A 19,424-nucleotide genomic window follows, 5' to 3' on the forward strand; every position below is an offset into this window, starting at 1 on the left:
TGAATGCGGCATTCAGTTGCTGTTCAGCTTCCATCTCATATAAGCTTCCAAGCAAAGGCGAGAATGCCTTGCGAATGCAACAGAGGCGGTGGGAACACCGATATCGCAACATGTGGAAGTCTCTCGTCGCTGCCGTCGCCTTGCTCGCCGTGAGCGGCTCGGTCCATGCCGCCAGCGCGGTCAACAAGGACGCCGAGACCCGCACGCTGGTCGTGACCGAGGGCGGCAGCAAGACCGAACTCGCGTTGGCTGCCGGCGAAACCGTCGAATTCTGCCAGAATGGCTGCTTCGTCACCTTGCCCAATGGTGACCTCGAAGCCCTGACCGGCTCGGAAACGATCGAGATCTCGGGCGGCGCTGCGCGCATCAAGTAATTTCAGCGGCATATTCTGGAAAGGCCGGATAGTTTGTCCGGCCTTTTATCGTTTCCGGTAGCGGTTGCTTAACATTGACGCCGGAAATACCGACATCAGCCGCCTGCAACCGTGCGTTTTAACGTTCGCTACGCCAACCCCCGCTATACCAGCGTCAAGACGTCGAGAACGGCGCGGCGAGACTCCGGCTTTCCGGGTCATATGGCGGCAGGGCAGGACGGGCATGGATGCGCGGTCGGACAGCAACGCAATACCGCTCGCGGTCGATCTCGATGGCACGCTGATCGCGACCGACCTGTTGTGGGAAGGGCTGTTCATTCTTCTCAAGAAGAACCCGCTCTATATCTTCCTCGTGCCCTTCTGGGCCGCCGGCGGACCGGCCCGGCTGAAGCAGGCAATCGCGCAGCGCGTAGACATCGATCCTGCCTCGCTGCCTTATCGCGAACCGCTGCTCGACCGCTTGCGCACCGAACGCGCCGAGGGCCGCAAGATCGTGCTGGCGACCGGCACGCCGCGCAAGTTCGCCGAAGCCATCGCCGCCCATCTCGGCATTTTCGACCGGGTGATGGCCACCGACGGGCTCGACAATCTCACCTCGGGCAAGAAGCGCGCCTCGCTGATCACCGCCTTTGGCGACGGCGGCTTCGATTACGCCGGCAACAGCCGCCATGACCTCCAGGTGTTCGACGCCGCGCGCAATGCAATCGTCGTGGCGCCCGACCGTCACGCCGCGCGCTGGCAGACATCGCGCAACGCCGAAACCATGCCGGCGCCGAAGCCGACCGTCAAAACCATCGTCAAGATGCTGCGCGTCCATCAGTGGCTGAAAAACTCGCTGATCGCCGTGCCGATGGTGCTGTCGCACGAATATTTCAACACCAACATGATCTGGCAGTGCCTGCTGGCGTTCGTCTCGTTCAGCGCCGTGGCGTCGGCCATCTATATCCTCAACGATTTCTTCGATCTGGCGCTCGATCGCAAGCATCTCACCAAGCGCAACAGGCCGTTCGCCAGCGGCGCGCTATCGATCCCGTTCGGCCTTGGCGCGATCGCGGTGCTGCTGGCGATCGGCGTCGGCATCGGTCTCTTTCTGTCGCTCGAATTCCTGGCCGTGCTCGCCGGCTACATGGTCGTCGCCACGGCCTATTCGTTGTCGTTCAAGCGCATGCTCCTGGTCGACGTGCTGACCCTTGCCGGCCTCTACACGATTCGCGTCCTGGCGGGCGCGGCCGCGACCGGTGTCGACGTCTCGTTCTGGCTGCTTGCCTTTTCGATTTTCTTCTTCCTGTCGCTCGCGCTGGTGAAGCGCTTTGTCGAATTGCGGACTACCGCCATCGCGGTCGGCGAGCGCATCGCCGGCCGCGGCTATCGCACCGAGGACCAGGAGATCGTCGCCCAGGCCGGCATGGCCTCGGCCTTCTCCTCGGCGCTGGTGCTGGCGCTTTACATGGACAGCGTCGCGGTGCGCGAGCTCTATCCGCATCCGTGGCTGATCTGGCCGCTGCCGCCGATCGTGCTCTATCTCACCATGCGCGTCTGGATCCTGGCGCGTCGCGACGAGATGCACGACGACCCGGTCGTCTTCATCATCCGAGACTGGCGCAGCCAGATCGTGGTGCTGATCGGTGCTGTTCTGCTGTTCATCGGGGGCTGGTAGGCATGGCTGGGGCGCTCTTTCAAAGCTTCGGTCTCGCCACACCGCCCGCGCCGCGCGCGATCGGTGCCGACGACGGCATTGCGCTGCTGAAGGGCGGCAAGGCGCGGGACGGGTCGTTGCTCGCTTATGGAAACGGCCGCTCCTACGGCGATTCCTGCCAGAACCACACCGGCGCCGTCGTCGACATGCGGTCCCTGAATCGTATCAGAGCTTTCAATGCCGAGACCGGCGTTCTCGAAGCGGATGCGGGCGTGCTGCTGTTGGACGTCATCGCTCATGCCGCGCCTTACGGTTTTTTCCCGGCCGTTATTCCGGGCACGCAGTTCGTCACGCTCGGCGGCGCTATCGCCAACGACGTTCATGGCAAGAACCACCACCGGCGCGGCACGTTTGGCTGCCATGTGGAAGGTTTTACGCTGCTGCGGTCCGATGGACGCACCTATCATTGCTCGGCCGTCGACAACCCGCGCCTGTTTCGGGCGACGATCGGCGGCATGGGGCTGACAGGCCTGATCCTGTCGGCTTCGATCCGGTTGATGCGGGTGCATTCGCTCGACATCGTCGAGAAAGCGACGCCGTTTCGCGATCTCAGCGAATTCTTCGGCCTGGCAGAAGCAGCCGACCAGGCCAATGAATACGCCGTTGCCTGGATCGATCAGCTCGCCAGCGGCCGCCACAGCGGGCGGGGGCTGCTGTTCACCGGCAACCATGCCGAGCATGGCTCGCATAAAGCTTCGCGCGCCGGCGGCAATTTCTCGGTGCCGTTCCAGCCGCCGTTCAACGTGCTCAACCGGCCGTTCCTGACTGCTTTCAACGCGGCCTACCGGTGGAAGAAGCGCCGGGCCACCGCGCCGCGTCAGATCGGCTATCAAGGTTTCTTCTTTCCGCTCGACGGCGTGAGCGACTGGAATCGACTTTATGGCCCCAATGGGCTGTTCCAGCATCAAAGCGTGGTGCCGGAAGACGTCGCACGCGCGATCGTGCCGGAACTGCTCGCGGCGGCAAGGCGCGCCGGGCAAGGCTCCTTCCTCACCGTGCTGAAACGCTTCGGCGAGGTCCGCTCGCCCGCGCTGCTGTCGTTCCCACGGCCGGGCTATACGCTGACGCTGGATTTCCCCAACAGGGGGCCCGCGACGCTTGCGCTGCTTGCGGAACTCGACCGCATCACGGTCGAGGCCGGCGGCGCGGTCAACCCCTACAAGGACGCGCGCATGGCTGCCGCGACCTTCGCCGCCTCCTTTCCGGAGTGGCCGAAGCTGGAAGCGCTGCGCGACCCCGTCTTCATGTCGGACTTCTGGGCGCGAACGGCCAGGAGGATCGACCCGCTGCGGCGAGGCGTCGAGGCCGCCGAATAGATAAATCTGGAATGGATCGTGGTTAGCGAATTCTTAAGGGCGAGATTTACTCAGAACCCTCTTGTGAGTTCACGAAGTCTTTTCGGATTTGTATTACTTGATGTCACGGTGAGTGGGCCGACATGAAATACATCGTCTTCATTCTCTTTACGGTCATGACCAATGCTGCCGCACAGCTGATGCTGAAGCAAGGCATGATGTCGCTCGGGCCGATCTCGTTCGAGGGTGTCAATCCCCTGGTCAAGCTGTTGCAGATCGTCTTCAGCCCATGGGTATTCCTGGGCCTCTGCACCTTCGTCATCTCCATGGCTTCGCATCTCTATGTGCTGTCAAAGGTCGAGCTTTCCTTCGCCTATCCGTTCCTCAGCCTCGCCTATGTCGCTGTCGCCATCTTCGCCTATTTCGTCTTCCGCGAGGACCTCAATGGCTGGCGCATCGCCGGCATCGCCTGCATCTGCGTCGGCACCGTGCTGATCGCGCAGAGCGGTCGCGGCCATGAGGACCAGACCGCTTCCATCACCCACGACAAGATCCAAGCAAACGAGATCATTCGATGAGACATGTGATTTTCGGCGGCGACGGTTTCGTCGGCCGCCACCTTGCCCCAAAACTTGTGGCCGATGGTGAAGAGGTCGTCGTTGCCGACGTCGTGAAAAGCGAGCTGTCGCATTACCGCAACGCGCGTTTTATCAAGTGCGACGTCACGGATCCGGCCTCGGTCGCTGCCGTCGGGCTTAAGGGCGGCGACATGGTCTACAATCTGTCGGCCAAGATGCTGTCGCCGCTCCAGGTGCGCGCCAAGCGGCACGATTTTTTCTTTCCGGTGAATTTCCACGGCACCGAGCACATCATGCAGGCGATGGACAGAGCCGGCGCAGCCAAGCTCGTCCACTATACCACCGACATGATCTACGGCCACACGGTTATCCAGCCAATGACCGAGGACCACCCGGTTGCGCCGCTTGGCGAATATGGCTGGTCGAAGCAGAAGACCGAGGAGCTGGCTGCCGAATGGCGCAAGCGCGGCATGTCGATCTCGCTGTTTCGCCCGCGCCTGATCATCGGCCCCGGCCGGCTCGGCATCCTCGAAAAACTGTTCAAGCTGATCGACTGGAATTTTCCCGTGCCGATGATCGGTTCGGGCAAGAATCCCTATCAGTTCATCTCGGTGTTCGACTGCGCGGAGGCCGCACGCGCTGCCTGGAAGGCAGGAGTTCCGAACGAGGCTTACAATCTGGGCTCGCTCAATCCGCCCCCGGTCAGGAAGCTGCTCGGCGATCTGATCAGGCATGCCGGATCGAGATCGATCCTGTTGCCGACGCCTGGCTGGGCGGTCAAGCGCACGCTCGACCTGCTCGACCTCATGAACATGCCGATCATGGATCCGGAACAATATCTGATTGCAGACGAGGAGTGTGTGCTCGACGTGTCCAAGGCCGAGCGTCAGCTCGGCTGGATACCGCAATATCGCGACGAGGACATGCTGATCGCCGCCTATAGCGAGTACCGGGCCAAGAAGGCCGGCCATGCCGTCGCCACCAAACATGTGCCTGCCGAATAGCGGGCTCGCCGAACAGTTTTCGCTGCGCGCGATGCTGGTCGTGCGCACAGACAGGAGATTGAAATGACCGTCATGACCAAGCCCGACCAGACGAATGCGCGCACCATGGTCAGCGCACCGGGGCTGTCGCCCGTCACCGTCGCCAAGCCCGACCTGATCAGCGTCGAGCAGGCCAAGGCAATGGACGTCGCTGGGATGACCGACCTGTTCAAGGCGCATCTCAATCCCGGCCAGCTGCATTTCATGAAGCTGCTCGGCTTCCACAAGATCAAGATCGAGCGCGCCGAGGGCATGTTCTACATCGACCAGAACGGCCGCAAGATCCTCGATTTCTTCGGCGGCTTCGGGTCACTGGCCTTCGGCCACAACCATCCGCGTATTCTGGAAGTTCGGAAAAAGTTCCAGGAGGAGAAACGCCAGGAAATCGCCATCGCTTTCATGTCTCAATATGCGGCAGCGCTGGCGCACAACATTGCAAAGTGCTCGCCGGGCGATCTCGACATGGTGTTCCTGGGCTCGTCCGGCTCGGAGGCGATGGAAGCGGCAGTGAAACTTGCGGAACGCGCCGCAGGCCCAAAGCGCCCGAAAATCGTCTATGCCGAGAATTCCTTTCACGGCAAAACCAAGGGCGTGCTCGGCATCACCGACGGCCAGCTCTACCGCGCCGACTTCAAGATGGCCGAGAATACGGTCCGCATCCCCTTTGCCGACATCGAGGCGGTCGAGCGTCTGTTCCGCTCCGACCCGGAGGTCGGCGTCATCGTTCTGGAAACCATCCAGGGCGGCGGCGGCATCGTCCAGGCAGAGGCGCAATACTGGCAGAAGCTGCGGGCGCTGTGCGACCAGTATGGCGTGTTGTGGGTGGCCGACGAAGTGCAGTGCGGCTATGGCCGCTCCGGCCGCTTTTATGCCTTCGAACATTATGGCGTCGTTCCCGATGTGACGGCGCTGGCCAAGTCGCTCGGCGGCGGCAAGGCCGCGGTCGGCGCGATGATAGCCCGCCGCGAAATCTACATGAAAGCCTATGGCACGCCCAAGACGGCGATGATCCACGCCATGGCGACGTTCGGCGGCATGGGCGAGGCCTGCGTCACCTCCATCGAGGCGCTCAACGTGCTCTATGACGAAGGGCTGATCGACAACGCCGCCGTCACAGGCGACTATCTGCTGCAGCGGCTGCGGGCGCTCAAGGACAAATACCCCAAGATCATCAAGGATGTGCGCGGCAAGGGTTTTATGGTCGGCCTGGAGTTTCATGATTTCTCGCAGACCTTGCCAATGGTATTGCGCCCGATCGTCAGCGTGCTCGACGACAAGCTGAAAGGCTCGCTGTCGGGCTTCGTCGGCGCGCTGTTGCTGCGCGACTACGACGTGCTCGTCGCTTTCACCGAATACAATCGCAACGTCATCCGGCTCGAGCCGCCGTTGATCTGCCAGCGCGAGCATGTCGACCAGTTCGTCAATGCTTTCGACAGCCTCTTGTCGCGCGGCATCGTGTCGATCGTGAAGGATTTCGTCAAAAGCCAAGTCCGTTAGGCGAAGGTCGCTGAGCAAGACCATGCTGACCAAGTCTCCCCTAGCGAAAAACCAACTCGACCGGCTCACCGAGGCCGGTCTGGCGTGGGGCGAGGGAACTTACGCGCGGTTGGCGGCTCCGATCGGCGCGGCCACCTTCGCGCTCTACATTCTGTTGACGGCGTTCACAGCGTGGGTAATGCCTGACGCCAACTGGGACATGCTGCCTTATCTCGCCATTGCCGAGGAAGGCACCTATCCCGATGCGCAGGCGCTGCACGACTATGCTTACAACACCGTCAAATCAGGCGTTTCGGCCAGCGACTACAAGACGCTGACCGACGATGGCGGCGGCTACCGCAGCCACATGACGGAAAACGCCGCCGATTTCCATTCGCTGCTCGGCATGTACCGGATCAAGTTCCTCTATGCCGAGATACTTTCTACGATGAGCTCGGTGATGTCGCCGGTCGAGGCGATGGGGGTCGTCTCCGTGTTCTCGGTGCTGTTGTTCGGCGCGATTACGCTGCTTTGGCTGCGCTCGGAGAAGGCATTGGCGTTGGCGCCGGTGCTCGGCGCCGTGCTGATCATGGCCGGTTTCGGCGATGCGGCGCGTGCCTCGACACCCGATCTGTTATGTTCGGCGCTGTTGCTCGGTGGGCTCTATGCCTATGTCCGCGGCCGCGAGGTGGTAACGGCCATCCTCCTCTTCCTCGCCTTCATGGTGCGGCCCGACAATATTGTTTTCCTTGCGGTTTTCGCAGTACTGCTGGTCGCGTTCCGGCAGCGGGCATGGGGCGCGCTGGCCGGTTTTGCCGCGTCCTTCGTCGCCTATTTCGCCATTTCGCACTGGGCCCATCATCCCGGCTGGTGGCCGCATCTGTGGTTCTCCAGCATCGAGCAGCACTACAATATGGACGGCTTCGAGCCAGCATTCTCCGTCACCGCCTATCTCAAGGCATTTGCCACATCGCTGCTTCGTGCCGTGAACCTGAACAGCTGGGTGGGCGTATCGGTGCTGGCGCTGGCCGGCTGGTTTGCCGCCGCCCGTGCCGGCTTCCACCTCGACCGGCGCGCCGGCATCCTGTTTGCGGCGCTGGTGCTCGGCGCGCTGGCGAAGTTCACCGTTTTCCCGATCCACGACACGCGCATCTATTTCCCGCACCTGATCCCGCCCTTCCTGCTGCTGGCGCCGCCGTTCATGGCGCTGTGGGCAACACTGGTGCGCGGGCAGCATCGTGCCGCCTTGCAAATGATTCCCGGAGACAGGCAATGAGTTCGCTATCCGGCCCGGCACGTATCGCCTTAGCGTTTTCCTGATCCATATCGGGTCGCGCCGCACCTGTGGCGTGTCGCAAACAGGCGGTAGCGCGGTGTCCGCCGCCTGCATATTGTGCGCCGATCAAACGGGCGCCGACGCTGCCCGCAATAGCATCTGGAGTCGCGGGCAATGGCAGAGTTTCCGAAAAAGGCGAAGGTCGTCATCGTTGGCCTTGGCGGCATCGTTGGCGCGTCGATCGCCCATCATCTGATCGAGCGTGGCTGGGACGACATTGTCGGCATCGACAAATCAGGAATTCCGACCGATATCGGCTCGACCGCGCACGCTTCCGACTTCTGCTACACGACCAGCCATGATTTCCTGTCGTGCTGGACGACACTTTATTCCATCGATTTCTACGAGAAGATGGGCCATTACGCGCGCATCGGCGGCCTTGAAGTCGCACGCGTCGGCGATGATGGCCGCATGGACGAGATCAAGCGCAAGATCGCCTCGGCGAAGGCTTTTGGCACGCGAGCGCGTCTGATCGAGCCGGCCGAGATCAAGGAAAAATTTCCGCTTATCGAAGAAGAGATCGTGCAGGGCGGCCTGTGGGACCCCGATGCCGGTCTTGTCATCCCGCGCTCGCAGACCGTCGCCGGCAAGTTGGTCGACCAGGCCGAGGCCTCGGGCAAACTGCAGTCCTTTGCCAACACGCCGGCCCGATCGCTCGTGGTCAAGGACGGCCGCATCACTGGCGTGGTGACCGACCGTGGCACGATCGAGGCCGACTATGTCGTCGTCTGCGCCGGCATATGGGGCCGGCTGATCGCGGAAATGATGGGCGAGGACCTGCCGGTGATGCCGATCGACCATCCGCTGACTTTCTTCGGCCCCTACAACGAGTTCGCCGGCACCGGCAAGGAGATCGGCTGGCCGCTGCTGCGAGACCAAGGCAACTCGGCCTATATGCGCGATACCGGCGACCCCAAGACCGCCGAGGGCGGCCAGATCGAATGGGGCTATTACGAAGAGACCAATCCGCGCCTTTGCCATCCGCGCGATCTGCTGGAGAAGGACCAGGCGCGGCTTTCGCCGTCGCAACGCGACCTCGACATGGAGCAGATCCTGGCGCCGCTGGAGCGCGCCATGGAACTGACGCCGATCCTGGGCGAGCTCGGCTACAACGAGAGCCATTCCTTCAACGGCCTGCTGCAGGTGACTGCGGATGGCGGCCCGTCCATGGGTGAGAGCCAGAAGGTGAGGGGGCTCTGGTATGCCGTCGCCATCTGGGTCAAGGACGGTCCCGGCATGGGCAAGCTGATCGCCGACTGGATGACCGACGGCCGCACCGCCATCGACCATCACGCCATCGACTATGCGCGCTTCTATCCGCACCAGACGAAGGAGCAGTTCATCTGGGATCGCTGCACCGAGACGGCGATGAAGGTCTACAATCCGGCGGTGCATCCGCGCGAGCCCTTCTCCAAGGCCCGCAACATCAGGCGCTCGCCGTTCTGGGAGCGGGAGAAGGAACTCGGCGGTTATTTCATGGAACTGGGCGGCTGGGAGCGCGCCCATGGCTACGCCGCCAATGAGCACCTGCTGGAGAAATACGCCAACCGGGTGCCGGTGCGCGAGAACGAGTGGGACAACCGCCATTTCTGGCGCGTCTCCAATGCCGAACACCTGGCGATGAGCGAGGATTGCGGCATCGTCAACCTGTCGCATTTCGCCATGTACGACATCGAAGGTCCGGACCATGTGGCGTTGCTGGAATGGCTGTGCGCGGCCAAGATCGGCGGCGACAACAACATCGGCAAGGGCATCTACACCCATTTCCTCGACGAGGAGGGCATGGTGCGCGCCGACTTTACGGTCATCCGCATGGCCGACCGCTGCCGTTTGATCGACGGGGCGGACGCCGGCCCGCGCGACTTCCAGTACATGCGCCGCACGGCGCAGGACAAAGGCTTTGATGTCACGATCACGGATGTGACCGAGAAATTCGTTACCATCGGCATCTGGGGTCCGAATGCACGAGCGACCTTGCAGAAGGTTGTCGAGAATCCGGACGGGCTGTCGCTCGAAAACTTCCCGTTCGCGGCGATCAAGCCGGTCAGGATCGGCGGCAAGGATGTCACCGCCTTCCGCATCTCCTATGTCGGCGAGCAAGGCTGGGAATTGCATATGCGCTACGACGACGGCCTGGCCGTCTGGGATGCGTTGCGTTCGACCGGCGTCATGCCCTTCGGCGTCGAGACCTATGCCAATACCCGCCGCATGGAAAAGAGCCTGCGCCTGCAGAACGCCGACCTGCTGACCGAGTACAATCTGCTCGAAGCCGATCTTGCACGTCCGAAGGTCAAGGAGAACGACTTTTGCGGCAAGGCCAAGCATCTGGAATACCGCGCCCGCGAGCACCAGCCGGCTATGCTGTGCACGCTGGTGATGACCGAAAACACCGATTCCAAGGGCGTGGCGCGCTATCCGGTGGGCACGATGCCGGTGCTGGATCCCGCCACCGGCGAGACGCTGGTCGACGAACTCGGCCGCCGCTCCTTCACCACGTCGGTGGCCTATGGTCCGACCATCGGCAAGAACATCGGGCTCGCCTATCTGCCGTGGGCCTATGCCCAGGAAGGCCGCAAGCTCGCCATCGAGTATTTCGGCGAGACGTACCCGGTCGAAGTCGCGGCCGTCGGCTACAAGCCACTCTACGACCCGGAGAACCTCAAGCCACGTAGCTGAGGACGCAGGATTGTGATGAGAAGCCCGGCGCTTGGTCGGCCTTTTCTCTTTGTCGACCGGCTGTTTTCGCTTACCCTTGCGTCATGTCTGCTTTTTCCCGTGCGAGACATGTCCTGTCGGGCGCCGCCGCGCTGGCGCTGATGTTCTGTTTGGCGCCGGCCGCCCAGGCGGACGAGCCGGTCGATATCGAACTGGTGCTGGCTGTCGACGTGTCGCTGTCGATGTCGCCTGACGAGCTCGAGATCCAGCGTCGCGGCTATGCGGCGGCATTGACGCACGACAATGTGCTGCGGGCTATCGCAGATGGCGCCTATGGCAAGATCGCCGTCACCTATGTCGAGTGGGCCGGCACCAGTTGGCAGCGCGTCATCGTGCCGTGGACGGTGATCGCCAGCCGCGCCGATGCGGAGCGGGTGGTCGCGCAATTGTCGGCGCAGCCGCCCAACAGTGCTCGGCGCACGTCGATCTCGGGCGCGCTGGAGTTCGGCAGCGATCTCTTCGCCGAAAGCGGCTACCAGGGGACGAAGCAGGTCATCGACATTTCGGGCGATGGTCCCAACAACCAGGGCGCGCCGGTCGATCTCACCCGCGACGGGCTCGTCAAGCAAGGCATCGTCATCAACGGCCTGCCGCTGATGACCCGAGGCGGCTTCACCAGTGCCTACGATGTCAACGATCTCGACCGCTATTACAGCGACTGCGTCATTGGCGGCCCCGGCGCCTTCATGATCCCGGTCAACGACTGGACGCAATTTCCCGAGGCGATCCGCCGCAAACTGGTGCTGGAACTGGCCGGCCCTGCCTCACCGCAATGGGCGGCCGAGGAGGGTGTGCATCCGCCGGTCGTGCTGGCGCAGAACACGCCCGCCAGCGACTGCCTGGTCGGCGAGAAAATGTGGCGCAACCGCAGCTGGATGTTCGACAGCCGCTAGACCACTCCTGTCGCCACGGCTTGCTTCGCTGCCCGCAGCAGTGGCAAAGTGATGCAATCCGCGCGAGGGGTAGGGCGCCGCGGTCGAACAGAGGAAACACCAGATGAAACGCCTTGTCATCCTCACTGCCGTCGCGTCCGTGCTCTGCGTCGAGGGCGCCAGCGCCCAGTACAACGATGAGCCCGCCTGTGTCCTGTTCGAGCACGCGAACTTTCGCGGGCGGTCGCTGGAAATGGGGGCCGACGATGCCGTCAATTTTCGCGGCGGTCAGTTCTGGAACGACCGCGTGTCGTCGGTCTTCGTTCGCCGGGGCTGCACCCTCGTTGCGTATGAGGATTCCCGCAGGGGAGGTCGCTCGATCGAGATCAGGCGCAGGGTCCGCGATTTCGGCGGCAGCGACTGGAACGATCGCATTTCGTCGGCCGAGTGCTATTGCGACGAGTACTGAGCCGTCCTTGGATTTCAGGCATCTGCGTTTCCGCGCCTGGTCGGCGATCGTTTGTACGTCGCCGGCCAGTTTGCCGTCCGCCTCACTATGCTGTTGATTGACAAGCCGATTGGCGTCTGTGAACAATTCCCCATTCAAGAAAACAATAAGGGGAACCGACATGAACAGGATCGCCGCTTTCACCGCGACATTGACGCTTGCCGCCGGCTTGTCCGCACCGGTCATGGCCGCAACATCGGTTACCATCGGCATTAGCGGCTGGACCGGCTTCGCGCCGCTAACGCTTGCCAAGCAGGCCGGCATCTTCGAGAAGCACGGCCTCGACGTGACCTTGAAGAAGGTGCCGCAAGCGAGCCGGCCGCTCGCCATCGCCAGCGGCGATCTGCAGTGCGCTGCCACCACGGTCGAGACCTGGCTGGTGTGGAACGCCAGCGGGGTCACAACAAAGCAGATATTCCAGCTCGACAAATCCTATGGCGCCGACGGCATTGTCGCCCGCAACGACATCAAGACCGTCGCCGATCTCAAAGGCAAGAATGTCGCGTCCTCGGCGCCGGGCACGTCGCCCTATTTCATGCTGGCCTGGGTGCTGAACAAGAACGGCATGTCGACAAAGGATGTGACAGTCGTCAATCTCGAACCTGACGCGGCGGCGCAAGCTTTCCTTGCCGGCCAGAACGATGCAGCCGTCACCTACGAGCCGTTCATCTCGGCCGTGCGCGGCAAAGCCGATCAGGGCCATATCCTGGCGACCACGCTCGACTATCCGATGGTTCTCGACACGGTCGGCTGCACGCCGGAATTCCTCAAGGCCAATCCCGACGCCGCCAAGGCGCTTGCCGACAGCTATTTCGATGCGCTCGACCTGATCAAGAGCGACCCGCAGAAATCCTATGAGATCATGGGCGCCGACGTGAAGCAGTCTGCCAAGGAGTTCGAGGATTCGGCGAAGTACCTGAAATGGGCCGACAGGGCGGAAAACAAGCAGTTCTTCACCAAGGAGTTCCAGGATTTTTCCAAGACCGCCGGCGAGCTTCTCTTGCAGATGGGGCTGATCAAGGAAGCGCCAGATGTCGCCACGCTGGCCGACGCCAGCGCGGTTTCGAACTGACGTTTCGGCCTTTGGCCATCATGCAGCGGTGCCTGGTGCCGCTGCCTTCTCCTGGACGAGAGACGATTTGAAGATGGGGACGATTTGAAGATGCGCCCCTTGCATCCAGTCTCGCCGGGCATCCGAACCACGCTCGGCATCTCCTTCTTCGTGCTGTTCGTCGCCTTCTGGGCGTGGATCACGCTCGGCGGCCACGTCAACCGCATCTTTCTCGCCGATCCGCTGTCGATGCTGCGCGACGGCTGGCGGTTGCTGGTCGAAGACCGTTTCTGGCTCGACATTTTGATCACCATCTGGCGCGTTTTCGGCGGTTTCGTGCTGGCGTCCGTGATCGCCGTGCCGCTCGGCATCGCGATGGGCGCCTGGAAACCGGTGGAGGCGTTTCTGGAGCCATTCGTCTCCTTCGCCCGCTACTTGCCGGCCTCGGCCTTCATTCCGCTGCTCATCCTGTGGGCGGGCATCGGCGAACTGGAGAAACTGCTCGTCATCTTCGTCGGTTCGGTGTTCCAGATCATCCTGATCATCGCGGTCAAGGTGGGTTCCACGCGGCGCGACCTGGTCGAGGCCGCCTATACGCTGGGCTCGACCAGCAATGGCATCGTCAAACGGGTGATCATGCCGGCCAATGCGCCCGAAATTGCCGAGACGCTCCGGCTGGTGCTCGGCTGGGCGTGGACCTATGTCATCGTCGCCGAGCTGATCGGCTCGTCGTCTGGCATCGGCTACATGATCATCAACAGCCAGTCTCGGCTGGCCACGGGGCAGATCATCTTCGGCATCATCGTGATCGGGCTGATCGGGCTTTTATCCGATTTCGCCTTCAAGGCATTCAACCGCTGGCTCTTTCCCTGGAGCCTGGCGTGAGCAAGCTTCTCATCGAAGGCGTTTCGCGGACTTTCGCCGGCGTGCGCGGCGGGCAGCCGGTAAACGCCCTGATGCCGATCGATCTGGCGGTCGCGGCCAACGACTTCATCACCATTCTGGGGCCATCCGGTTGCGGGAAGTCGACATTGCTTAGAATCGTCGCCGGCCTTGAGGCGCAGAGCGAAGGCCGCGTGCTGCTCGACGGCAGGCCGGTGACCCGGCCTGGGCCGGACCGCGGCATGGTCTTTCAGTCCTACACGCTGTTTCCGTGGCTGACGGTCGCCGAGAATATCGCCTTCGGCCTGCGCGAACGCGGCATGGCCGAGCGCGAACGCGGTGAAATCGTGGCTTCCTATGTCGATCTCGTCGGGCTGAAGGGGTTCGAGAACCACTGGCCGAAGCAGCTTTCCGGCGGCATGCAGCAGCGCACGGCGATCGCGCGAGCGCTGGCCAACGATCCCGAGATCCTGTTGCTGGACGAGCCATTCGGCGCCCTCGACAACCAGACCCGCGGGCTGATGCAGGAGCTTTTGCTCGGCATTTGGGAACGGCGCAAGAAGACGGTTCTGTTCGTCACCCACGACATCGAGGAAGCGATCTTCATGGCCTCGCGGGTGGTCGTGATGACGGCGCGGCCCGGCCGCATCAAATCGGATGTCGGCATCGACCTGCCGCACCCGCGCCATTACACGCTGAAGACAAGTCCGGAATTCTCGGCGCTGAAGGCGCGGCTCACGGAAGATATCCGCGTCGAAGCGATGCACACGGCGCAGGCGTAGTTAGATCGACTCACACTGAATGGCGATCGGAAAAGATGCTCGGCTCGCTCAACAGGCGCTTTAGGCTTGGGAGATCACGCGTCGGAGCATCCAGCGCGGCCATGAAAGCAGCCCATTTTTCCGCATCGAGACGGAAGCTGCGCCGGTCAGCCAGTTTTTCGGATCGGGTCGTGCTCGTACTCACGTGACACCTAATTACGCCGCCAGCAACTGCTTGCGGTCGACGCGCTCCTGTTGCGGCGAGCGGGCATAGAGCTCGCGGTAGCACTTGGAGAAGTGCGAGGCCGAGACGAAGCCGCAGGCGACAGCCACCTCGACCACCGGCATCGACGACTGGATCAGCAGGTGCCTGGCGCGGTCGAGCCGGATTTCCAGATAGTAGCGGGCAGGGGAGCGTCCCATCTCGGTGCGGAACAGCCGCTCGATCTGGCGGCGCGACAGGTCGACATGATCGGCGATCTCGATCAGCGAGAGCGGCTCGGACAGGTTGCCTTCCATCAGTTCGATGATGGTCAGCACTTTCGAGTTCTGCACGCCAAGGCGCGCCCGCAATGGCAGGCGCTGGCGGTCGGTCGGGCTGCGCACGCGGTCGGTCAGCACCTGTTCGCACACACGGTTGACGAGGTTCTCGTCGAAATCGTCGCCGATCAGTTTCAGCATCATGTCGAGCGCCGCGGTGCCACCGGCGCATGTATAGACATTCTGGTCGATCTCGAAGAGGTCGGCGAAGACATTGGCTTTCGGGAACGCTTCGGAAAAGCCCGGCAGGTTCTCCCAATGTATGGCGCAACGCTTGTTGGACAGGAGCCCGGCGGCGGCAAGGATGTGCGCGCCGGTGCACAGGCCGCCGACGGCAACGCCGCGATTATACTCCTCGCGCAGCCAGGCGAAGGCCGACTTGTTCTGGTAGCGCTCGACATTGATGCCGCTGCACACGATAGCCATGTTCGGCCGGTCTGGGCCGGCCATCTTCTTGCGCTCCTCCTCCAGCGACGTGTTGACCGCGCATTCGACGCCGTTAGAGGCACGCACCGGCTTGCCGTCAATGCTGGCGAGGCGCCAGCAATAGGCCTCGTAACCAAGCATGCGGTTGGCCGAGCGCAATGGGTCTAGCGCGGTCGCAAAAGCGATCATGGTGAAGTCGGGAATAAGGAAGAACACAAACGATCGCTTGATCGGATGCTTTACGACGACGTTCAACGGAACCTCACGCTGCCATGACGCGAACAGGATGTCGCGAATAGCATAGCGACATCAGGAAAAACCATGCCTGTCAATCGGCTATGCTGCCAGAAGGAGATTAAATTTGCGACATGGGTCGCAAATGGGCAATTGGCGAGCAGCAAGCTTGCGGCGTGGCCTCCATTTGTCCATCGAACGGGCAAAACGCGTGGCGGCAAAACAAAACGCCGCCTTGGCTGAGCCGGGCGGCGTTGCAGTTTTGAAGCAGCGGCAGGGAGCGCTGCCCGGAAAAAATCTTCAGGCGACGAAGCCGAGGCGAGCCGCAGCCATGGCGCCGGTCTGGCCGGGCATGGTGTTGGCAAGGCGCTGACGCTCGAGAGCGGTCGTCAGGTTCATTTCGCGGCGGGCAAAGAGGCGTGCAAAAAGCTTCATAAATCATCTCCATTTGTTGCTCAGACGGGTCGCCTTCGCTTGATGGAGTGGGGCAGCTCGTTTGCTGCCGGTGACATAGGCTTGTGTGAGAAGAAACTAAATCGCAAATGCGAAGCGCTTGATATGAAAAGCGACACCGAATGCGATAAATTTGGGCAAGCTGCTCTAAATTTATGGTTGTTTACAGCGCCTTAGGTGAAAATTTGAGCGCTATGCGACTTGCTCATATGCGCCATGCAGCAGGAACATAGCTCTGAATGTCGTTTGCATGCAGATAAAATAGAGAAGGCCTGCCGGGCGGTTTTTGCGCGGCAGGCCTTCAGCGTTTGGTACACACGATCTACTTTGCTCCAGCCCAGGATCCAACGCCATTGCGGGTACCGATCTTGGCGTCGGAAACTTCAGGCCAGCCGATATCCTTCTGCAACTCGATCGGCAGGGAACGGATGGCGCGTTCGGTCTGGTAGCGGGTGCGGGCCGCGCTGAATTCGGTCGCGATGCGGCCGAGGGACGACAGGATAGACATCTTCTCTCTCCTTAGATGCCGGCGGATGCGGCAATTGGGTTACGTCGGGTCTGTTTCAGCTTCACTACTTGTCGAGGTCTGTGTCGCGGTCGCTTCCGGGACGCCTGCCTCGATGGAGTTGACTATCCTCCCAATCTGATGTTCAATCAAACGAAATGGAATGATGCTTTGTATCAGAAAAATTGAAGGCCAATTCCCATGAACGCCCCACTCAATCATCCGTTGCCGCTGCTTGATCTCGACGTTTTGCGTACCTTCGTGGCGATTGCCGAAACCGGCAGCTTCACCACTGCCGCCAATGCGGTGTTCCGCACGCCGTCGGCTGTTTCCATGCAGATCAAGAAGCTGGAGGACATTCTCGGCCGCTCCGTGTTCGCGCGCGACGCCCGTTCGGTGACATTGACCACGGATGGCGAAATGCTACTCGGCGCCTGTTGTCGATCAACCGCGAGGTGGTGTCGAAGTTCATCATTCCCGACATTGTCGGCGTCGTCCGGCTCGGCTCGCCGGATGATTATGGCGAGCGCGTGCTGCCGCATGTGCTGAAGCGTTTCGCGCAGTCGCATCCGTCGATCGCCGTCGACGTCACCATCGACCAGAGCAGCAATCTGCGCCGGCGGATGGACGACCGGGCACTCGACATCACGCTGCTGACCAACTCCTACAAGACCAGCGCGCTCGGGGCCGAAGTGCTGTTGACCGAGCCGATCGTCTGGGCCGGCGCCAAGGGCGGCTGCGCGCACATGCGCGAGCCCCTGCCGGTGTCGCTGTGGGAAGAGGGCTGCGCCTGGCGTGCCGGGGCGCTCGAAGCGCTAGGCCGCGAGGGCCGCAACTACCGTATCGCCTATATGAGCGCGCATACCGCCGGCCAGCGCGCGGCGATCATGTCCGATCTCGCCGTGGCGCCGCTGCCGAAATCCTTCCTCGGCAACGACATGGTCGAGCTCTGCCCGAAGGACGGCATGCCCGACATCGGCACTTACAACCTTGCCATGGTGGTGGCGCCGGACGCCAGCGCGCCGGTCAAGGCCGTCGCCGACCACATTCGCGCCACCTTCGAACTGTTCCGGGAAACCGGCAAGTTCTGATCCGGACCTGAAATCGAAGCGCTACTGCGCCGCTTCGGCGGAGGGTGCTTCGAGGCTCTTGTCCGTGCTGATCGGCGACTGGCTCTCGCCAAGGAACGCGACGATGCGCTCGCGTGCACGTCGCGATTCCGGCATGTCGATCAGCGGCCAGACGTGGAACATGCCTTCCTCATGGACCAACTCCACCTCGACGCCGGCGTCACGCGCCTTTTGCGCAAAGATCAGATTGTCGGGGGTGAGCAGATCGCGAGAGCCGGTCAAAAGCAGCGTTTTCGGCAGCACCGACAGGTCGCCATAGACAGGGCTGATGTGCCAGTCGGATGGATCCATTCCGGCGCTGTAGAGCCGGATCGCCTCGCGTCCGCCGGCAATACCCAGCCAGGGATCGTCGCGTTCGGCCTCGAACACCGCTGGGTTCGCCAGCGAAACGTCGAGACCCGGTGAAATCAGGACGTGGTGCGACGGCAAGGGCAGACCCTCTTCGGCAGCCATCATGGTCAGCACCACGGCCATGTTGCCGCCAGCGGAATCGCCCATGAAGATGATGTCCTCGGCCTCCGTCTCGTCGAGCATCTGGCGGTAGATCTTGCCGACCATGCCGAACATGGCGTGGAAATCATGTTCGGGAGCGATGGGATAGATCGGCACCGTAACGGCATAGCCCAATCGGTCGGCCATGTCGGCAATCAGGTGCCAATGGTAGGGCGTGATCTCGAAGACATAGGCGCCGCCATGCAAATAGAGAATCCGCCTCCGCTCACCGGCCCTGGGGGCGATTTCGTAGACCGGAAAGCCATCGACGGTGCGCGTTTCGATGGCGAAGCGCTGGTTGAGCGAAGCCGGTGGGCGGTGGTCCTCGGTCTTGCGCGCGGCAGCGATCCAGCGCTGCAGGTTTTCCGGGCTGGCAAATGCCTTCTTGCGGCTATACCTGAGCACCAAGGACACGAGGTGGCTTTTAAAACTTGGCATGCGGATACACGAACTTCGGCTGAAGCCGACTAAGAGTACCTCCACTTCTACGAAGATCGTGCCCTGGTTCGAAATGTCAAGATTTAGGCCCGCCTAAAGCGTCAACCGCGCCGCAATGCCCTGAGGCTGGTCAGCGCCGCGGCAGAAGTGCTGCGCGCAATCGGCTGCTGCCCTTCGCCGAGCCCGCGTGCGGGGCCCGGCGCCTGGTGAGCAGCTTGCATTTGTCGGCGAATGTCATCAGCGCCCCGTGCCCAGAAGCAGCGAGGCGAGCGCTGTCTGCGGATCGTTCGGCGGCGATGCCGGCCAGCCGATGTCCTTCTGGACATGCGCCGGCAGGCTGTTCAACGCCCGGATCGACTTCTTCCGGTCATGGGCAATCTTGATGGCCGCACCGTAGCGGCCGAGGCTTTCGAACATCGACATTGATCTCTCCCTTGGAGCACTTATGGCGGCAGATTCTGCCCGCCGTTCAATGTCGGTTGAATGCGCCTGCCATGTATCTGGCCGATTTCACGAAACCAGTGTTTTGGTTTCTGGATCGGGCGATCCGGAAACATTTGCATGCAAATGAAATTAAACAGACGGCAGGGCTGTCGCTCATCCGCTTCCTGGCACCTTC

At 62.0% G+C, this 19,424-nt stretch carries 19 protein-coding genes and 1 pseudogene; 14 read left to right on the forward strand and 6 right to left on the reverse strand.

Annotated elements, in window-relative coordinates; translation table 11 throughout:
- Window positions 1–110 precede the first annotated feature (110 nt).
- The 13 genes from NKI49_RS13210 (at window position 111) to NKI49_RS13270 (ending at window position 14,608) form a co-directional block, all read left to right on the forward strand.
- Window positions 111–374, forward strand: coding sequence for a hypothetical protein (locus NKI49_RS13210; protein WP_352597931.1), 264 nt, complete (start codon window positions 111–113; stop codon window positions 372–374).
- A 223-nt stretch (window positions 375–597) separates the two neighbouring features.
- Complete coding sequence (locus tag NKI49_RS13215; RefSeq protein WP_352597932.1) at window positions 598–2,031, forward strand: UbiA family prenyltransferase; 1,434 nt, start codon at window positions 598–600, stop codon at window positions 2,029–2,031.
- Between the two features lie 2 nt (window positions 2,032–2,033).
- Window positions 2,034–3,386 carry an FAD-binding oxidoreductase gene (locus NKI49_RS13220; protein ID WP_352597933.1) on the forward strand — a complete coding sequence of 451 codons (1,353 nt, stop codon included), beginning with the start codon at window positions 2,034–2,036 and terminating at the stop codon, window positions 3,384–3,386.
- 122 nt (window positions 3,387–3,508) lie between these two features.
- Complete coding sequence (locus tag NKI49_RS13225) at window positions 3,509–3,943, forward strand: EamA family transporter (RefSeq protein WP_027026036.1); 435 nt, start codon at window positions 3,509–3,511, stop codon at window positions 3,941–3,943.
- A complete protein-coding gene (locus NKI49_RS13230; RefSeq protein WP_352597934.1) occupies window positions 3,940–4,947 on the forward strand; it encodes an NAD-dependent epimerase/dehydratase family protein in 1,008 nt (335 codons plus the stop codon). Before NKI49_RS13225 ends, NKI49_RS13230 begins: the two co-directional genes overlap by 4 nt.
- A gap of 105 nt (window positions 4,948–5,052) precedes the next feature.
- The gene (locus NKI49_RS13235) at window positions 5,053–6,483 is read left to right on the forward strand and encodes an aspartate aminotransferase family protein (RefSeq protein WP_352598053.1); all 1,431 of its coding nucleotides are present in this window, start codon (window positions 5,053–5,055) and stop codon (window positions 6,481–6,483) included.
- 22 nt (window positions 6,484–6,505) lie between these two features.
- Window positions 6,506–7,738: a hypothetical protein gene (locus NKI49_RS13240; RefSeq protein WP_352597935.1), complete on the forward strand. Its 1,233-nt coding sequence runs from the start codon at window positions 6,506–6,508 to the stop codon at window positions 7,736–7,738.
- 174 nt (window positions 7,739–7,912) lie between these two features.
- Window positions 7,913–10,474, forward strand: coding sequence for a GcvT family protein (locus NKI49_RS13245; protein WP_352597936.1), 2,562 nt, complete (start codon window positions 7,913–7,915; stop codon window positions 10,472–10,474).
- An 83-nt stretch (window positions 10,475–10,557) separates the two neighbouring features.
- Window positions 10,558–11,406, forward strand: coding sequence for a DUF1194 domain-containing protein (locus NKI49_RS13250; protein WP_352597937.1), 849 nt, complete (start codon window positions 10,558–10,560; stop codon window positions 11,404–11,406).
- 103 nt (window positions 11,407–11,509) lie between these two features.
- The gene (locus tag NKI49_RS13255) at window positions 11,510–11,854 is read left to right on the forward strand and encodes a peptidase inhibitor family I36 protein (protein WP_352597938.1); all 345 of its coding nucleotides are present in this window, start codon (window positions 11,510–11,512) and stop codon (window positions 11,852–11,854) included.
- A 160-nt stretch (window positions 11,855–12,014) separates the two neighbouring features.
- On the forward strand, window positions 12,015–12,965 hold the full coding sequence (locus tag NKI49_RS13260) for an ABC transporter substrate-binding protein (RefSeq protein ID WP_352597939.1): 951 nt from the start codon (window positions 12,015–12,017) through the stop codon (window positions 12,963–12,965).
- Between the two features lie 90 nt (window positions 12,966–13,055).
- Entirely contained in the window at window positions 13,056–13,829 is a 774-nt protein-coding gene (locus NKI49_RS13265; RefSeq protein WP_352597940.1) for an ABC transporter permease, read from the forward strand.
- Complete coding sequence (locus NKI49_RS13270; RefSeq protein ID WP_352597941.1) at window positions 13,826–14,608, forward strand: ABC transporter ATP-binding protein; 783 nt, start codon at window positions 13,826–13,828, stop codon at window positions 14,606–14,608. Before NKI49_RS13265 ends, NKI49_RS13270 begins: the two co-directional genes overlap by 4 nt.
- A gap of 10 nt (window positions 14,609–14,618) precedes the next feature.
- Here the strand turns inward: NKI49_RS13270 and NKI49_RS13275 are convergent, their stop codons facing one another.
- The 4 genes from NKI49_RS13275 to NKI49_RS13290 form a co-directional block, all read right to left on the reverse strand.
- Window positions 14,619–14,876: a type II toxin-antitoxin system TacA family antitoxin gene (locus NKI49_RS13275; protein ID WP_352597942.1), complete on the reverse strand. Its 258-nt coding sequence runs from the start codon at window positions 14,874–14,876 to the stop codon at window positions 14,619–14,621.
- On the reverse strand, window positions 14,804–15,742 hold the full coding sequence (locus tag NKI49_RS13280) for a GlxA family transcriptional regulator (protein WP_352598054.1): 939 nt from the start codon (window positions 15,740–15,742) through the stop codon (window positions 14,804–14,806). Before NKI49_RS13280 ends, NKI49_RS13275 begins: the two co-directional genes overlap by 73 nt.
- A gap of 345 nt (window positions 15,743–16,087) precedes the next feature.
- Window positions 16,088–16,222 carry a hypothetical protein gene (locus NKI49_RS13285; protein WP_013894968.1) on the reverse strand — a complete coding sequence of 45 codons (135 nt, stop codon included), beginning with the start codon at window positions 16,220–16,222 and terminating at the stop codon, window positions 16,088–16,090.
- Between the two features lie 340 nt (window positions 16,223–16,562).
- Window positions 16,563–16,748 (reverse strand): hypothetical protein, encoded by a 186-nt coding sequence (locus tag NKI49_RS13290; protein ID WP_352597943.1) that lies wholly within the window; start codon window positions 16,746–16,748, stop codon window positions 16,563–16,565.
- A gap of 198 nt (window positions 16,749–16,946) precedes the next feature.
- Here NKI49_RS13290 and NKI49_RS13295 point away from each other — a divergent pair.
- Window positions 16,947–17,836: pseudogene (locus tag NKI49_RS13295) on the forward strand (LysR substrate-binding domain-containing protein).
- A gap of 21 nt (window positions 17,837–17,857) precedes the next feature.
- Here NKI49_RS13295 and NKI49_RS13300 read toward each other — a convergent pair.
- On the reverse strand, window positions 17,858–18,805 hold the full coding sequence (locus NKI49_RS13300; protein ID WP_352597945.1) for an alpha/beta hydrolase: 948 nt from the start codon (window positions 18,803–18,805) through the stop codon (window positions 17,858–17,860).
- A 237-nt stretch (window positions 18,806–19,042) separates the two neighbouring features.
- Window positions 19,043–19,228, reverse strand: a complete 186-nt coding sequence (locus NKI49_RS13305; protein ID WP_352597946.1) for a hypothetical protein — start codon at window positions 19,226–19,228, stop codon at window positions 19,043–19,045.
- Window positions 19,229–19,424 lie beyond the last annotated feature (196 nt).

The sequence above is a fragment of the Mesorhizobium sp. M0587 genome (genome assembly GCF_040320945.1).
In the GTDB taxonomy this organism is placed as follows: domain Bacteria; phylum Pseudomonadota; class Alphaproteobacteria; order Rhizobiales; family Rhizobiaceae; genus Mesorhizobium.

Excerpts from the sequence above, each read along its gene's own strand:
- NKI49_RS13240 (WP_352597935.1), top strand. The coding sequence starts at position 6,506 with ATGCTGACCAAGTCTCCCCTAGCGAAAAACCAACTCGACCGGCTCACC.
- NKI49_RS13215 (WP_352597932.1), top strand. The coding sequence starts at position 598 with ATGGATGCGCGGTCGGACAGCAACGCAATACCGCTCGCGGTCGATCTC.
- NKI49_RS13245 (WP_352597936.1), top strand. The coding sequence starts at position 7,913 with ATGGCAGAGTTTCCGAAAAAGGCGAAGGTCGTCATCGTTGGCCTTGGC.
- NKI49_RS13285 (WP_013894968.1), bottom strand. The coding sequence starts at position 16,222 with ATGAAGCTTTTTGCACGCCTCTTTGCCCGCCGCGAAATGAACCTGACG.
- NKI49_RS13250 (WP_352597937.1), top strand. The coding sequence starts at position 10,558 with ATGTCTGCTTTTTCCCGTGCGAGACATGTCCTGTCGGGCGCCGCCGCG.
- NKI49_RS13235 (WP_352598053.1), top strand. The coding sequence starts at position 5,053 with ATGGTCAGCGCACCGGGGCTGTCGCCCGTCACCGTCGCCAAGCCCGAC.
- NKI49_RS13305 (WP_352597946.1), bottom strand. The coding sequence starts at position 19,228 with ATGTCGATGTTCGAAAGCCTCGGCCGCTACGGTGCGGCCATCAAGATT.
- NKI49_RS13255 (WP_352597938.1), top strand. The coding sequence starts at position 11,510 with ATGAAACGCCTTGTCATCCTCACTGCCGTCGCGTCCGTGCTCTGCGTC.
- NKI49_RS13300 (WP_352597945.1), bottom strand. The coding sequence starts at position 18,805 with ATGCCAAGTTTTAAAAGCCACCTCGTGTCCTTGGTGCTCAGGTATAGC.
- NKI49_RS13210 (WP_352597931.1), top strand. The coding sequence starts at position 111 with ATGTGGAAGTCTCTCGTCGCTGCCGTCGCCTTGCTCGCCGTGAGCGGC.
- NKI49_RS13230 (WP_352597934.1), top strand. The coding sequence starts at position 3,940 with ATGAGACATGTGATTTTCGGCGGCGACGGTTTCGTCGGCCGCCACCTT.
- NKI49_RS13280 (WP_352598054.1), bottom strand. The coding sequence starts at position 15,742 with ATGATCGCTTTTGCGACCGCGCTAGACCCATTGCGCTCGGCCAACCGC.
- NKI49_RS13220 (WP_352597933.1), top strand. The coding sequence starts at position 2,034 with ATGGCTGGGGCGCTCTTTCAAAGCTTCGGTCTCGCCACACCGCCCGCG.
- NKI49_RS13225 (WP_027026036.1), top strand. The coding sequence starts at position 3,509 with ATGAAATACATCGTCTTCATTCTCTTTACGGTCATGACCAATGCTGCC.
- NKI49_RS13260 (WP_352597939.1), top strand. The coding sequence starts at position 12,015 with ATGAACAGGATCGCCGCTTTCACCGCGACATTGACGCTTGCCGCCGGC.
- NKI49_RS13290 (WP_352597943.1), bottom strand. The coding sequence starts at position 16,748 with ATGTCTATCCTGTCGTCCCTCGGCCGCATCGCGACCGAATTCAGCGCG.
- NKI49_RS13265 (WP_352597940.1), top strand. The coding sequence starts at position 13,056 with ATGCGCCCCTTGCATCCAGTCTCGCCGGGCATCCGAACCACGCTCGGC.